Origin of the sequence: Micropruina sp. (genome assembly GCF_047606665.1) — a bacterium.
In the GTDB taxonomy this organism is placed as follows: Bacteria; Actinomycetota; Actinomycetes; order Propionibacteriales; family Propionibacteriaceae; genus Micropruina.
The window spans coordinates 51,029-65,362 of the sequence record NZ_JASGEF010000005.1; the positions used below are offsets into that span (position 1 = coordinate 51,029).

The window sequence follows — 14,334 nt, forward strand, 5'->3', positions numbered from 1 at the left end:
CAGAACGAGGTAGTAGGCGAGCAATGGGCTTCTGGGACTGGCTGACCGGCCGAGATCCGGCACCGCCGGTCGTCGCCGTACCCGAAGTCGACCCCGCCCCCACACAGGATGACATCCTTGCCTCTCTGGACGGCGTCGAACAGCTGATCTCCTCCGGGGCCTTGCCCTCGGTGGTCCGGTCCCGCGCCGCCCGTGTCACGAAGCTGGTCCGGCAGACCCTGCCTCGGCTCGATTCGCTGGGGCTCGGCAGCTACGACAGCTATTCGGTGATCGCCACCGCCACCGACTACCTGCCGGAGGCGATCGGCGGCTACCTGCGGCTGCCGCGCGACTGGGCCGACAGCCGTCCGGTCGAGAACGGGAAGACACCGCTGCTGTTGCTGATAGACCAGCTCGATCTGCTCGGCGCCACCATGGAGAAGATCTACGACGCCGCCAACTCCACCGACGCAGCCGCCCTGATCACCCACGGCCGCTTCCTCCGGGAACGCTTCGGACACCCGCCCGCCGCCGACCTCAACGTCCCGGCCCCGCCGTCCGCCAATCCCGCCGACCCCTTCGATCTGGAGCGTCCGTGAGCACCCCCGACCTGGCTGGAACCCTCGACGCACTGGCCCAGGCCGCCCGCACCGCCGGCGTGGACGCCGACACGGCCCGCACCGAAGGCGAGCACCTGGCCGCCACCGTCGCCGAATCGGCGGTCGGCTCGTTCGTCGACTGGTGCACGGCGACCGGCCGGCCGATCAGCGCCCAGGTGTTCATGGACGCCGCGATCAAGGGACGCCGCTTCCGCACCTCGCCGACGCCGCTGGTGGCCCAGCTGCACAACGCGGGGTCCGCCCAGGCGATGCCCTACGCGAAGGCGCTGGCCGAGGTGGCCTCCGCGGCCGCGTTGCTCGGCACCCCAGGCCCGTTGAGCATCGGTGCCGCGCAGGGGGCGGCCAGTGCGCAGTTGAACGCGGCGCAGGGATCGGCCGGCGGCCTATCCCCGGCACCGCAATTCTCTGCGCCCGCGGCAGACGCCGACTTCGTCAAGCAGGCGCCGCAGATCCTGGCCAGCGTGCTGGAGCGGATGCACACCAGCCAGTCCCGGCTGCTCGACCTGCAGCAGCTCGACCCGTTCGGCGCGGGTGCGTTTCCGGGGCTCGGGAACAGCGTGACCGGCTCCGGCCAGGGCCCCGACACCGGCGACGCGCTCGGCCAACGCTCGTCCCAGCCGGTACAGGCCGCTCCCCCGCCGGCCGAGCAGGCTCCCGAGCCCGAGCCGGAACCTGCCGCCGAACCCGAGAAGTCCCTGGACGAACTGCTCGCCGAGCTCGACGCGCTGGTCGGATTGGCCACGGTCAAAGCTGAGATCCACCGGCAGACCGCCGTCCTCAAGGTGGACGCGCTGCGGGCCAAGGCGGGCCTGAAGAGCCCGACCATCACCCGGCACCTGGTCTTCGTCGGCAACCCCGGCACCGGCAAGACCACCGTCGCGCGCCTGGTGGCCGGCATCTACCGGGCGGTCGGGCTGCTCACCAAGGGCCAGCTGGTCGAGGTCGACCGCTCCGAACTGGTCGCCGGCTATCTCGGCCAGACAGCGATGAAGACCGCCGAGGTGGTCGCGAAGGCCGAGGGTGGCGTCCTGTTCATCGACGAGGCGTACAGCTTGAACGGCGATCAGTACGGCGAAGAGGCGATCAACACCCTGGTCAAAGAGATGGAGGACAAGCGCAACGACCTGGTCGTCATCGTCGCCGGCTATCCGCTGCCGATGCGGCTCTTCATCGCCCAGAATCCCGGCCTGGCCAGCCGCTTCCGCACCACCATCGGCTTCGACGACTACAGCGACGCCGAGTTGGAGCAGATCTTTACCGGCATGGTGGGCGGCGCCGACTACGACCTCGGCGAGGGCTGCCTGGACGCCTTCCGCGCCCTGCTCGCCACCCAGGCACGGGATGAGACGTTCGGCAACGGCCGTTTCGCGCGCAACGTCCTGGAGGCGGCGATCGGCAAGCACGCCTGGCGGCTGCGGGACGTCGCCGATCCCACCCTCGACCAGCTACGCACCCTGCTGCCCGACGATCTGGCCGCGGACGCCGCGCCGGCGGTGGACTGGCCGGCGGCACGTCCGGGCGGGCTCCAACCGCCCTCGCCGACCACCCTGACCCCGAACCCCACCGCCGAGGGCACGGCATGACCACGACGTCCACCACGACCCCGGCCGTCCAGACAGCTGCCGGCGCGTCCACCCGCACCCCGACCACCCGTCGGCGTACCTCGACCCCACGGTCGGTCCGCCGGCTGCGGCGGCTGCAACTCGGTGCGGTCGCCTTGCTGCTCGCCTTCGGCGCGCTAGTGGCCGCGGCCCTCACGGTCTCGCTCGACGCGTCCTCGCGGGCCGCCGAGAGCCTGACCCAGTACCAGCGGCTGGCGGACGCCCGCATTCAGGCCCTGGAGGTGCAGCAGGCGGCCAACAGCTGGGCGTTGACGCCGACCGACGACGTCCGCACCACCGTCACCAGCCAGCTGACCACGCTCGCCACCACCCTCGCGGACGCCTCCGCGGTCGAGGCGGACCGTGACCGCATCGTGCCGCTCACCGGCGCGCTGGTGCACTATTCGATGACCCTGCAGGACGCGCTGAACGCCAACGGGACGGCCGCCGCGGCGCTGCTCGCCAAGGCCGACACCCAGCTCACCGACGAACTGCTCACCCCGCTCGCGACCGCCGGTGTGACCGCCGGCGACCGGGTGCAGAGCGACCTGACCTCCGGCTGGCTGCCCTGGGTGATCGGCGGCTTCGCCGTCACCGCAGGAGGCCTGATCGCGATCTCGGTGGCCCTGGCCCGGGCATCCCACCGCTACCTGAATCCGGGCGTCGCGCTGGCCCTGATCTGCGCCCTGGCGTCGGTCGCCGTCCTGGCACTCACCGCCACCACCGCCTCCAATACGGCCACCGGCTTCGCGCAGGGCTCCCGTGCCGACCTGGAGGCCGCGAGCAGCGTCCAACAGCAGTTGAACCAGGCCCGCGCCGACGAACTGCTCGCCGTCGGGCTGCAGTCCGCCGGCACCAGCTACCTGCAGCGCTGGTCGACCGCCTACACCGCGGCGAACGCCGCGATCGCGAACCTGCCGACGACGTCGTCGCCCGATCTGACGGCCTACAACGCCGCGCACGCCCAGGTCGCCACCGCCGTCGGCAAGGCCCAGTGGGATGTCGCCGCGGGCTTGGTCACCGGTGCCGCACAGACCGCCTTCACCGCCGTCGACCAGTCGCTGAACACGATCACCGCCAACCTGCGATCCCCGGTTACCAGCAGCGTCAAGTCGGTCGGCGACGGAGTCATCGCCGGCATCGCCGGGGTGATCGTCCTCACCCTGGCCGGCGCCGGTCTGGCGGTCTGGGGCGTCGCCCGGCGAATCGAGGAGTACCGGTGAGCCCGGTCAGCGCGCCGACGGCACCCGGCAAGCTCAACGAGCCGGTGCAGCCGCAGGCGATGGTCGGCTACCTGGGCGAGCTGGACGCCTGGACGGCCGCCCGGCGCAGCGAGCTCGCCGCCCTGGACGCCGAGATCCTGGGCCGCCGGCTGACCGCCCTGACCCCCGACATGCAGCTCTCCCTGGCCTTGTGGCAAGCGGTGAAGAGCCGCTACGACCTGCTGCTGGTGACCTGGGACTCCGGACGGGTCGGCCCTGCCGAATGCGCCCGGCTGTCGTCGCTGATCTGGGGACGCCTCGACACCGGCGCGGCGCCGTCCGCGCAGCTGGCCGGCATGGCGGTCTCGCTGCCCGAGGCCTGCCGGCTTTCCGACGCGCTGGTCGCCCAGCTGCGGCAGAAGCTGAACCTCGACCCGAACGCCGAACAGCTGGCCCGGCGGCTGCGCGACCTGCGCGCCCAACTGGAACGCATCCGGGAGCAGATCCGGATCGAACCGCCGGCGTCCGCCGACGCCGCCCGCGTCCAGGTCGAGCAACTCGCCGCCCGGACTTCCGAACTCGAAGCGAAGCGGGAACGCGGCGGCGACATCGGCGGCCTGCTCGGCCCGCTGGAGATCGACGCCGCCCGCTACGAACGCGACCTGATCGTCGGCGGTGCCCAACGCCGCGAGAATCGCGACGCGCTGGCCAGGGCCCGTGAGTTGAGCGACGATCTGACCGCCCGCGAGCAGGCGTTGCGGCAGCTGGTCGCCAACACGGTGGCCGCGGTCTCCCCCGCGCCCAAGTACGCCGTCCCGGACCTCGCCGCGCTCGGCCCGGTGCCGAACACCCGCGCCGCCATCGATGCCTATCTGTCCCGGTTGGGCCAGGTGGCCCGCGCCATGCAGGTGGTCCAGGACGCCTATTCCGCCGCACTGACCGAACGGGACGCCCTGGCCGCCCTGGTGCCGGCGTTGCGGGCCAAGGCCGAGGCGCTGGGTCAGGCGTCCGATCCCGACTTCGTCGCGCTCACCGAGACCGCCGAACGGCTGCTGGCCCGGCGTCCGGCCCCGATGGCGGTGGTTCGCCAGCTGCTGCCGGCCGCGCAGGCGCTGCTCGACGCGCTGGCCGAGGGGAGCACCCGATGAGATGCCGGCAGCCCGGCTGCACGGGCACCATCGTGGACGGCTACTGCGACGTCTGCGGCATGCCCGGCAACGCCACCACCATGCCGGTCGGACGCGGCACCCCCGGACGTCGGCCGTCCGACACCCCGAGCGGGCCCTGCCGGCAGCCCGGCTGCACGGGCACCATCGTGGACGGCTACTGCGACACCTGCGGCATGCCGCCGGAGTCGGCGGTGGCGCCGACCACCTCGTCGGTGACGAAGGCGTCCGTGCAACTCGGGTCGACCGCCCTCGGCTCGGCGCGGGCGACCTCGTTCGGCGTCCGGCCGATCCGGCGTCCGTCCAACTCGACCCGGCGGATGGGCCGGATCGGGCAGGGCCTGACCCTCGTCCCGCCCGCGCCCGCGGTCGACCCGGCGAAGGCGGTGATGAGCAACCCGCAACTGCCCGAGGACAAGCGGGTCTGCCCGAACTGCGGGGCGAAGGTGGGCCAGTCGCGCGACGACAACGCAGGACGCTCCGACGGCTTCTGTCCGCAGTGCGGTGCCGGCTACTCGTTCAGCCCGAAACTGAAGCAGGGCGATCTGGTCGCCCATCAGTACGAGGTGGTCGGCCCGCTCTCCTACGGCGGCATGGGCTGGATCTATCTGGCCCGCGACAAGAACGTCTCCGACCGCTGGGTGGTGCTGAAGGGTCTGCTGAACACCGGCGACGCCGACACGTTGAAAGCCACCATCTCCGAGCAGCAGTTCCTGGCCCAGGTCGAACATCCGCTGATCGTCGAGATCTACAACTTCGTCACCCACGACGACAACGGCTACATCGTGATGGAGTACGTCGGCGGCCGGTCGCTGAAACAGCTGCTCAAGCAGCGGATGGAGGCAGGAGGCGGCAGTTACGATCCTCTGCCGGTCGATCAGGCGCTGGCCTTCCTGATCGAGATCCTGCCGGCCTTCAGCTACCTGCACGATCTGGGTCTGCTGTACTGCGATTTCAAGCCCGACAACGTCATTCAGGTCGGCGACTCGCTGAAGCTGATCGACCTGGGCGGCGTCCGGCGGGTCAACGACGACGATTCCGCGATCTACGGCACGGTCGGCTATCAGGCGCCTGAGGTGGCGCAGGCGGGCGCGACCGTGGCGTCCGACATCTTCACCATCGGCCGGACGCTGATGGTGCTGTGCGCCGAGGTGCCCGGCTATCAGAGCGAGTTCGAGTTCAGCATTCCGCCGGCCGACCAGCTGCCGGCGTTCGCCCGCTACGACTCGCTGTACCGGCTGCTGCTGAAGTGCTGCGCCTGCGACGCAGGCGACCGGTTCAACACCGCCGAAGAGCTGCGCCAGCAGATGCTGGGTGTGCTGCGCGAGGTGGTGGCGACTGCGGCCGGCGCCACGGCGTCCACCTCGGTCAGTTCGCCGTTGTTCGAGCCGCCGACCGTGTCCGGCAACCAGTTCGACTGGCGTCAGCTGCCGCAGCTGCGCCGCGACCCGTCCGACCCGCAGGCGGCCTGGCTCGAAGGTCTCGACCTGAACGATCCGGTCGACCGGTTGGGTGCGCTGACCCGGCCGCCCGCGGTGTCCACCGAAGTGTTGCTGGCACGCTGTCTGGCCGCCCTGGAGACCGGCAACCAGCGGGTGCTGGACGATTCGGTGCACACCCTGCTCACCGAGGACCCGTGGGAATGGCGCGCGGTCTGGATGGCCGGTCTGGGAGCGCTGGTGCGTGGCGACCACAGCACTGCGCTGTCGTCGTTCAACGCCGTCTACGGGCAGCTGCCCGGCGAGTTGGCGCCCAAGCTGGCCCTCGCGGTGGCCTGTGAGGTCGGCGGCCAGCAGGACGTCGCCGAGAGCCTGTACCGGATCTGCGCGGTGACGGACGCCAATTACGTCACGCCGGCCGGCTTCGGTCTGGCCCGGATCCGGGCGGCGCGCGGCGATCTGACCGGTTCGCTGGCCGCGCTGGAGCTGATTCCGCAGACCTCGCGCGGCTACCTGGAGTCGCAGAAGCTGACCACCGAGCATCTGATCGCGCTCGGCCGGGACACCGCGCACCTGGCCGAAGCGCTCAAGGTGCTGCAGCACGCCCGGCTGGATCAATCCAGCCAGCTGACCTACGAGGCGGCGATCCACTCCAAGGCCCTGGCGCTGCTGAAGGGCGGCGCGATCAAGCTCGGCACCACCACGTACACCGAGGGCGATCTGCGGGACAAGCTGGAGAGCTGCTACCGGCGGCTCGCGCACCTGAGCGCGGACGCCGAGGAACGTGCCGAACTGGTCGACAAGGCCAACGCGATCCGAGGGTGGAGCCTGCTGTGACCGACGAACCTCCGGCCTGGCCGTTGTGGGCCACCGAACACGACGCGGCCGTGCTGGCCGGCGCACAGGAGTACGGCACGCTGGCGCTGACGGCGCCCTGCCCGGCCTGCGGCGTCCCGGTGCGGCCCGACCAGCGGTATTGCGAGAACTGCGGCGCGGACGTCCACCCCGAGGTCGCGACCACCGCAGCGCAGACCCCGGTTTCCGAAGACACGGTGAAGCTGAACCGGCCGCGTCCGGCGTCCGCACCCTGCCTGGAGTGCGGCGGCGAGGTGGACGCCGACGGCTACTGCCAGACCTGTGGCGCCAAGGCGCCGTCGCCGCGCGACCACTTCGAGGCGGCACCGGCGTCCTGGCTGGGCGGGGTTTGCGACCGCGGCCTGGTGCACAGCCGCAACGAGGACGCCATGGCGCTGTGGGCGGCGTCCGAACTGGAACGCGCCGGCATCCTGGTGGTGTGCGACGGCGTCTCCAGCTCGCAGGATTCCGACGTCGCCGCATTGGCCGCCGCTGAGCGGGCGCGTGACGTCCTCGCCGCCCGCTGGTCGAACCTGGACCCCCACCAGCCGAGCCAAGACCCCCGGTCGAGCTCGTCGAGACCCCCTGCCGAAGCCGACCCCCGCTGGTCGAGCTTGTCGAGACCCCTGGCCGAGCACGCCGAACCCGATCCGCTCACCGACGCACTGATCGCTGCCGTCGCCGAGGCGCAGCAGGCGGTCGTCGAGCACACCGCCGCCGACAGCGCGAATGCGGCCTCGTGCACCCTGGCCGCGGCCGTCGTGCACGACGGCGCCGTGCACTGGGCGAGCCTGGGCGATTCCCGTGTCTATTTCCTGGCCGACGACGCCCGCGTCCAGCTCAGCACCGACCACTCCGTCGCCGAAGAGCTGATCCGCGGCGGGTTGGGCCGCACCGAGGCCGAGAACAGCCGGCAGGCGCATGCCATCACCCGGTGGCTGGGCAGGGACGCCGACAACATCGTCCCCGACACCGGCGTCTACCCGGTCACCTCGGACGGCTGGCTGGTGGTGTGCTCCGACGGATTGTGGAATTACGCCTCCGAACCGGCCGCGCTCGCCGAGCAGGTGCGAGCAGCGTCCGAGGCCGACGACGACCCGGTGCGAGTCGCCGGCCGGCTGGTGAAATGGGCCAACACTCAGGGCGGCAAGGACAACATCACGGTGGCGTTGGCGCGGCTGACGGCTACCCTGAACGGAGCGCCACAAGCACCTTCGGACGATCTCGAGCAGCCCGCCGACAGTGCGGTGGCGACGAGCACGAGTGTCGAAGAGAAGGACTGAGGATGGCCCTGTTCACCTCCGCGGTGTACCAGAACGAGTTCCTGCCCGACGGCGGCACCGATGTCAACGCGATCGTCACCATCGCCTGCAGCGGCGCGGGTGCGGCCGGTCAGACCGGCAGCGGGGACGCCGGCGAGATCATCATCGTCGACACCTCCGGATCGATGGGCAACGTCAATATGGCGGCGGCCAAGCAGGCAGCGATGGTGGCGCTCGACCACATTCTCGACGGCACCTATTTCGCGGTGGTGGCCGGCAATCACAAGGCGTACCTGGCCTACCCGATGGTGCAGTCCGGAGCCGGCATGGTGCGGATGGACGCCCGTACCCGCGCCGAGGCGCGGCGGGCGATCAGCTTCTTCCGGGCCGACGGCGGCACCGCGATGGGCAACTGGCTGAACCTGGCCAAGGCCCTGTTCGACTCGATCGGGCACCTGGCCCAGAAGCACGCCATTCTGCTCACCGACGGCGAGAACCACAACGAGACCCAGCAGCAGCTCGACATGGCGATCCGCAACTGCCTCGGCCAGTTCCAGGTCGACTGCCGCGGTGTCGGCGTCGACTGGAAGGTCGCCGAGATCCGGATGATCGCGCAGGCGCTGCTCGGCACCGTCGACATCATTCCCAACCCGTCGGCGTTGGGGCCCGCGTTCGCCGAACTAATGCGGACGTCGATGGCGCGCGGCGTGGCGCAGGCCGATCTGCGGGTCTGGATTCCGCAGGGCGCGCAGGTGCTGTTCATCCGCCAGGTCTCGCCCACCGTGGAAGACCTGACCGCTCGCGGGGTGCCGATCAACCCGCTCACCCAGGCCTACCCGACCGGGTCGTGGGGCGACGAAGAGCGCGACTACCACGTCCAGATCCGGCTGCCGGCCAAGTCGGTCGGGCAGGAGCAACTCGCCGCCCGCGTCCAGTTGGCGATCGGACCGGAGGTACTGACCCAGGGTCTGGTCAAGGCGAAGTGGTCGTCAGATCTCAACTTGACCGCCCAGATCAACCCCGAGGTGGCGCACTACACCGGGCAGACCGAGCTGGCTCAGGCCATTCAAGAGGGTCTGCAGGCGAAGGCGTCCGGCGACGAGCGGACGGCGACCACCAAGCTCGGTCGCGCGGCGCAGCTGGCTGCCGAGACCGGCAACGCCGAGGCCACCGCCAAACTCCGCAAGGTGGTCGACATCGACAACGCCGAGACCGGCACGGTGCGGCTGAAGCGCGGCGTGGCGAAGGCCGACGAGATGGCGCTCGACACGGCGTCCACCAAGACCACGCGAATCAGGGGCTGACATGGCGATCTGTCCGGCCGGACACACCTCGGCAGCCGAGGACTACTGCGACATCTGCGGCCTGCCGGTGACCGCAGGTCCGGACGCCGGCGCGCCGTCCGCGCCCCCGCCGGCGGCCACGCCGGGTGCGGTGTGCCCGAACTGCGGCACCACCAACGCCCCGGACGCCCTGTTCTGCGAGGCCTGCGGCTACGACTTCACCACCGGCACCATGCCGCGCTCGGTGGCGCCGGCTCCGGCCGTACCGCCCGCCCAGTGGTCGAGTGTGTCGACGCCTGGCGATCCGGGCAGCGAGCCCGACCACGGTCGGTCGAGCGTACCGACACCCGATGACTCCGGCAGCCAGAATGACCAGCCCGACCACGGTTGGTCGAGCGTGTCGAGACCTCCGTCGCCGACAGACGCACCCGACCAGAGTTCGCCGATCCCCGCCGCCGCGTCCGACCCCGATGCGTCAAGCTCCCCTGCACCTGACCCCGGTTCGTCGGGCTCGCCGACCTCTCCGTCGCCGGCCGACGCACCGGTCCCCAGCTGGTCGACCCTGTCGATACCCGAGGCATCCGTTGCCGCACCCGAGCCATCCGCCGCGGAGACCTCGTCGTCCCCGAGTGCGGCCCCGGTCGAGTCGCCCACTCCCGCCGCAACCCCGCCGGTACCGACGCCGCCGTCCCGGCGTCCGTTGCAGGTGCGGCCGACCTCGGTGGAATGGGTCGCCGAGGTCTGGATCGACCCCGACTGGTACGCCACCCAGGGATCGACCGATGCGCTGCCGTCGCCGGGACTGCCGGACGTGGTGCCGTTGCGCTCCAGTTCGGCGCTGATCGGGCGGACGTCCCGCAGCCGCAACATCCACCCCGACATCGACTGCGAGCTCGACTCGGGTGTCAGCCGCAGGCACGCCCAGGTGACCACCGACGGCAGCCGCTGGTGGATCGAAGACCTGGAGTCGGCCAACGGCACCTACATCGGTCCGTCCGCGGGCCCGCTGCCGGCGGACCCGATCGGACGCGGCCGCGTCGAGTTCGCCCCCGACCAGCGGATCTACCTCGGTGCCTGGACCCGGATCGTGATCCGCACCGCCACCGACGACGAAAAGCAAGCCTTCAACAACTGATCGAGCTGAGAACGGCCGGCCGCAGCGCCAAAGGCCAACTCTTCGGGCGCCTACCTCGACGGATTTGCGACCGCCGCAATCGCTCCCTTCGCCAGCACTTCGGACGACGTCGTGCAGCGATGCTGCCATAGCCAGTGACCCGATCGCCCCATCGCCCGCGTCCTATTGGTGCCCCCCATACGCCTCGAGTCGTCGCGCCAGGCCTGAGCGGCTTGATGCACGGACCAGATCGCGGTCCAGGCGAGCACTCGCCGTGGGTCGATCCCGACCTCGCGAGCGAGCGCCTCGGCGACCGGCAGGATCCACGGCGGGATGACAATGGCATGCGGCAAAGGCAGCCACCTCGGCCGCCGCGTCCCCGATCATCGGGATCGGATCAAGGGGGACCCAGCCGACCGGACTGGTCGCGTCGCGCACCAGGTTCTTGCTGATGAAGTCGCCATGAAGAAAAGGTGGGCGTTGGGGTCGTGCTGATCAGGTGGGCAGCGGAGGTGGCGACGGCTGATAGCCGCGCCAGGCCGAACTGACCGCGGAGGGCTCGCCCCGCTGACACTGCTCGAACGCCGCTGTCAAGGGCCATTGAGAACTGCCCAGTGGCGGACATGAAACCTGCCCGCTGGCGGTCATGAGATCTGCCCGGTGGTGGCCATGGGATCTGCCCAGAGGGCTGCTGGCCACCACCGGCCACCGGGTGGTCAGCTCAACGGGCTCACCCCCTGGCCTGCGAGTGCTTGGGTGAGGCGGACGGAGTCGCCGCTGGTCTGGCAGACGTGGGCGTGGTGGAGCAGTCGGTCGACGGTGGCGGTGGCCAGCGTCTTGGGCATCAGTTCGTCGAACCCGCTCGGGTGCAGGTTCGAGCTGATCGCGACCGAGCGCTTCTCATAGGCGGCGTCGACGAGCCGGTAGAGCCCCTCGGCGGCGTCCGCGGCAACCGGCAGCAGCCCGATGTCATCGACCACTACCAAGTCGGCTCGCAGGATCCGGGCGATGGCCTTGGTCACGGTGTCGTCGGCACGGTGCCGACGCAGCATCACCCCGAGGTTCTCCAGGGTGAACCAGGCAACCCTCAGCCCGGCCTCGACGGCCTGGTGACCGAGCGCCTCGAGCAGGAACGTCTTCCCGGTCCCCGAAGGACCGCAGACCACCAGGTTCTCCCGCCGATGCACCCACTCCAGGGTGCGCAGCGCCTGCTGGGTCGGTGCCGGGATCGAGGATGCCTCGGGTTGCCAGGCGTCGAAGGTCTTCCCGGTCGGGAATCCCGCGGCTGCTCGCCGGGTGGCCAGCGAGGAGCGGTCCCGGCCGGCGACCTCCTCGGCGAACAGCGCCTTGAGCACCTCGACCGGCTCCCAGCGCTGCGCCTTCGCGGTGGCGACCACCTCCGGTGCGTGCCGACGCACGTGCGGCAACCGGAGCCGGCGCAGCAGGTCCTCCAGCTCGTCGGGCAGCGGCGGCGCGGACGGCACCCCGACCGTCGGCGCTGAGCTCTTGCCGCTCACGCGATCACCCCGTCCTGGTCGTCGGTGACGACTGGCTCGGCTGGTCGGCCGAGCCGTGCCCATGCTCCGGTGCCCTGGGTCAGCGAGGAATCCTCGCCGGCCCGGTGCTCAGAGCCTGTCAGCTATTTAGTTGGCGTGTTGTGGGTGTCGAGTTCGGTTCTGCCCTGGTTGACGGTGTTGTGGTCGACTCCGGCGGCACGGGCGATGATGTCGATGCCGTCGGGGAATCCGTGTGCGATCAGGTCGTTGGCGTCGGCGCCGAGGACGAGCCGGGCCTGCGGGGGAGCCAGGAGCGGCAGGAGTTTTTGGTATCGCTCGCGGAAGCCGGTCTCGGGGTCCTCGAACGGGTTGTGCATGGTGTCCATCATGCGGCCTTACCAGACTCGTGGTCAGTGCTGTGGGGGTGGAGGGCGTAGTTCCATTCCCCGTGCCAGTCGTGGCGGACCCAGCGGCCGTCTTCGGTGAGTTGGCGCATCTGTTGGTCACCGATCTTGACCCCGGTCGGGTAGTCGGTGGTGTCGAGGACGGCATCGACTTTCAGGCCGCTGCTGGTGGTGGTCGCGGCGATGGTGTTGACGATGACCTCGTGGCTGGTCAGGGGTCGGGCGCGCCAGTTCATCGAGATGTGGGAGAAGAGCCGGTGTTCGATCTTGTTCCACTTGCTGGTGCCCGGTGGCAGGTGCCCGACGGTGATCTGCAGGCCGGACTCCTCGGCGAGCTTGGCCAGTTCGGTCTTCCAGGCTCTGACCCGATAGCCGTTGGAGCCGCCACCGTCGGCGGTGATCATCAGCCTGGTGGCATGGGGGTAGGCCGCGCGCCCGACGGTGTTCCACCAGTTACGGATCGTGTTCACCGCGAAGGCGGGGGTGTCGCGACTGGTGCCCACACTGACCCAGCCGGTGTTCGCGCCGATGTCGTAGACGCCGTACGGGTTGGCCCTGCCGCCCTCGCCGATGAAGTCGTGCACGTTCACCCTCGGCGGGCACCCGGCCGGTGCCCACTCACGGCCGTTGTTCTTGTAGTTCCCGACCAACTCCTTCTTCTTGGTGTCCACGCTGATCACCGGCTCACCACTGGCTTGGTGGTCGGCGATCTGCGCGGCCAGATACTCGAACTGGGCGTCGCGGTCGGGATGGGCGCTGCCCTCAATGGTCTTGGTACACGCTCGCAGACTGAACCCGGCCTCCTTCAGTAGCCGAGCCACCGTGGTATGCGAGACCCAATGACCGGCAGCAGTGAGCCGGGCTGCCAGTCGGCGAGTCGACAGACTGGTCCAACACAACCTGGTCATCGGATCCCCGCGGCGGGCGGGCTCGACCAGTTCCAGCAGCGCTGGCACCAGCCCCGGATCGATCTCCTCAACACGCGGTCGCCCGGCGCCGGGGCGGCGCACCCGCCCCGCCGACAAGGGCTCGACCCCGGAGTCGAGTTCGTCGATGCCGGCGGTCACCGTCTTGGGATCGACCCCCGCAGCGCGGGCGACCGCCGCGATCCCGCCATAGCCGATCGCCTGGGCGTCAGCGCCCAACACAAGCCGTACTGACCGCTCATCTAGGAGCGGAAGCAAGACCCCATACCTCGCCTGAAGCCGCTCCTCAGTCCATCTCTCAATCACCGTCACAGCTGGCCGAACAGCCAACACGCCCCGAAAATTCCTTACAGGCCCTCACCGGCTCCGGGCTGGCGGGCGTGGTGGTCCAGGATCGATGCCAGGTCGGCCTCTGCGAACCGGCCATGCACCGCGGCGTGCCCGAGTGCCCAGTCCACCTCGGCGGGGTCGAACAGCTTGGCCAGCGCGAGCGCCTCGGCCATCTTCACCCGCATCTTCGTGGTGCCCGCGGCGGCTGCCTCGATCAGCCACAACGCGGCTCCCTCGCCCAGGTCGAGGAACTCCGCCTCGGCCGCGTTCCTGGCCCGTGGCCGGCGGTCCAGCGGCCCGGCGGGCTGGGGCGGGAAGTGCTCGTCGTTGATCTTCGGCGTGCCCGGGGTGGCCCGGGCGTGGCGGGCGACCTCGACCGGCCCGTCAGCACCGACGTGGACGATCACCACCTGCTCGCCGGCGCCGACGCCCTGGGTACGCACCCACACCGTCGCCCCCAGCAGCGTGTGCGGGACCGAGTACTGGCCTGACTCGAACGTCACCATCGGCGTGTTGGCCGGCACCACCCGGGTGGTGCCGAACGCCACCGTGTGCGGCACCGCGGGGACCGGGTGCAGTCGGGTGGCTTCCTCGGCGAGCATCTCGACCGGTGGCCGCTTGGTGAGCCGGTGCAGGCGGGTGTTGACCTTGTGGCAG

11 protein-coding genes and 1 pseudogene are annotated in these 14,334 nt (G+C 70.5%); 8 read left to right on the forward strand and 4 right to left on the reverse strand.

From position 1 onward, the window contains the following. Positions 1-23 precede the first annotated feature (23 nt). From QM619_RS00700 to QM619_RS00735, 8 genes are read left to right on the forward strand one after another with little or no spacing between them, the layout of a single operon-like run. The gene (locus QM619_RS00700) at positions 24-578 is read left to right on the forward strand and encodes a hypothetical protein (protein WP_415103279.1); all 555 of its coding nucleotides are present in this window, start codon (positions 24-26) and stop codon (positions 576-578) included. Then, on the forward strand, positions 575-2,182 hold the full coding sequence (locus QM619_RS00705) for an AAA family ATPase (protein WP_415103281.1): 1,608 nt from the start codon (positions 575-577) through the stop codon (positions 2,180-2,182). Before QM619_RS00700 ends, QM619_RS00705 begins: the two co-directional genes overlap by 4 nt. Then, positions 2,179-3,423 carry a hypothetical protein gene (locus QM619_RS00710; protein WP_415103283.1) on the forward strand — a complete coding sequence of 415 codons (1,245 nt, stop codon included), beginning with the start codon at positions 2,179-2,181 and terminating at the stop codon, positions 3,421-3,423. Before QM619_RS00705 ends, QM619_RS00710 begins: the two co-directional genes overlap by 4 nt. Further along, positions 3,420-4,550 carry a hypothetical protein gene (locus QM619_RS00715; RefSeq protein WP_415103285.1) on the forward strand — a complete coding sequence of 377 codons (1,131 nt, stop codon included), beginning with the start codon at positions 3,420-3,422 and terminating at the stop codon, positions 4,548-4,550. Before QM619_RS00710 ends, QM619_RS00715 begins: the two co-directional genes overlap by 4 nt. Then, positions 4,547-6,844, forward strand: a complete 2,298-nt coding sequence (locus QM619_RS00720; protein ID WP_415103287.1) for a tetratricopeptide repeat protein — start codon at positions 4,547-4,549, stop codon at positions 6,842-6,844. The genes QM619_RS00715 and QM619_RS00720 overlap by 4 nt, the downstream gene beginning before the upstream one ends. Beyond that, positions 6,841-8,145 (forward strand): PP2C family serine/threonine-protein phosphatase, encoded by a 1,305-nt coding sequence (locus QM619_RS00725; RefSeq protein WP_415103289.1) that lies wholly within the window; start codon positions 6,841-6,843, stop codon positions 8,143-8,145. The genes QM619_RS00720 and QM619_RS00725 overlap by 4 nt, the downstream gene beginning before the upstream one ends. A 2-nt stretch (positions 8,146-8,147) precedes the next feature. Then, the gene (locus QM619_RS00730) at positions 8,148-9,428 is read left to right on the forward strand and encodes a VWA domain-containing protein (RefSeq protein WP_415103291.1); all 1,281 of its coding nucleotides are present in this window, start codon (positions 8,148-8,150) and stop codon (positions 9,426-9,428) included. A gap of 1 nt (position 9,429) precedes the next feature. Next, on the forward strand, positions 9,430-10,542 hold the full coding sequence (locus tag QM619_RS00735) for an FHA domain-containing protein (RefSeq protein WP_415103293.1): 1,113 nt from the start codon (positions 9,430-9,432) through the stop codon (positions 10,540-10,542). Positions 10,543-11,237: 695 nt separating this feature from the next. Here the strand turns inward: QM619_RS00735 and istB are convergent. The 4 genes and pseudogenes from istB to QM619_RS00755 form a co-directional block, all read right to left on the reverse strand. Then, complete coding sequence (gene istB / locus QM619_RS00740; RefSeq protein WP_415103295.1) at positions 11,238-12,038, reverse strand: IS21-like element helper ATPase IstB; 801 nt, start codon at positions 12,036-12,038, stop codon at positions 11,238-11,240. A gap of 122 nt (positions 12,039-12,160) precedes the next feature. After that, on the reverse strand, positions 12,161-12,403 hold the full coding sequence (locus QM619_RS00745; RefSeq protein ID WP_415103297.1) for a hypothetical protein: 243 nt from the start codon (positions 12,401-12,403) through the stop codon (positions 12,161-12,163). A 35-nt stretch (positions 12,404-12,438) separates the two neighbouring features. Next, positions 12,439-13,650, reverse strand: a pseudogene (locus QM619_RS00750) (ISAzo13 family transposase); the annotation flags it as partial. A gap of 44 nt (positions 13,651-13,694) precedes the next feature. Then, a partial coding sequence (locus QM619_RS00755) for a Mu transposase domain-containing protein (protein WP_415103299.1) occupies positions 13,695-14,334 on the reverse strand: 640 nt, incomplete at its 5' end.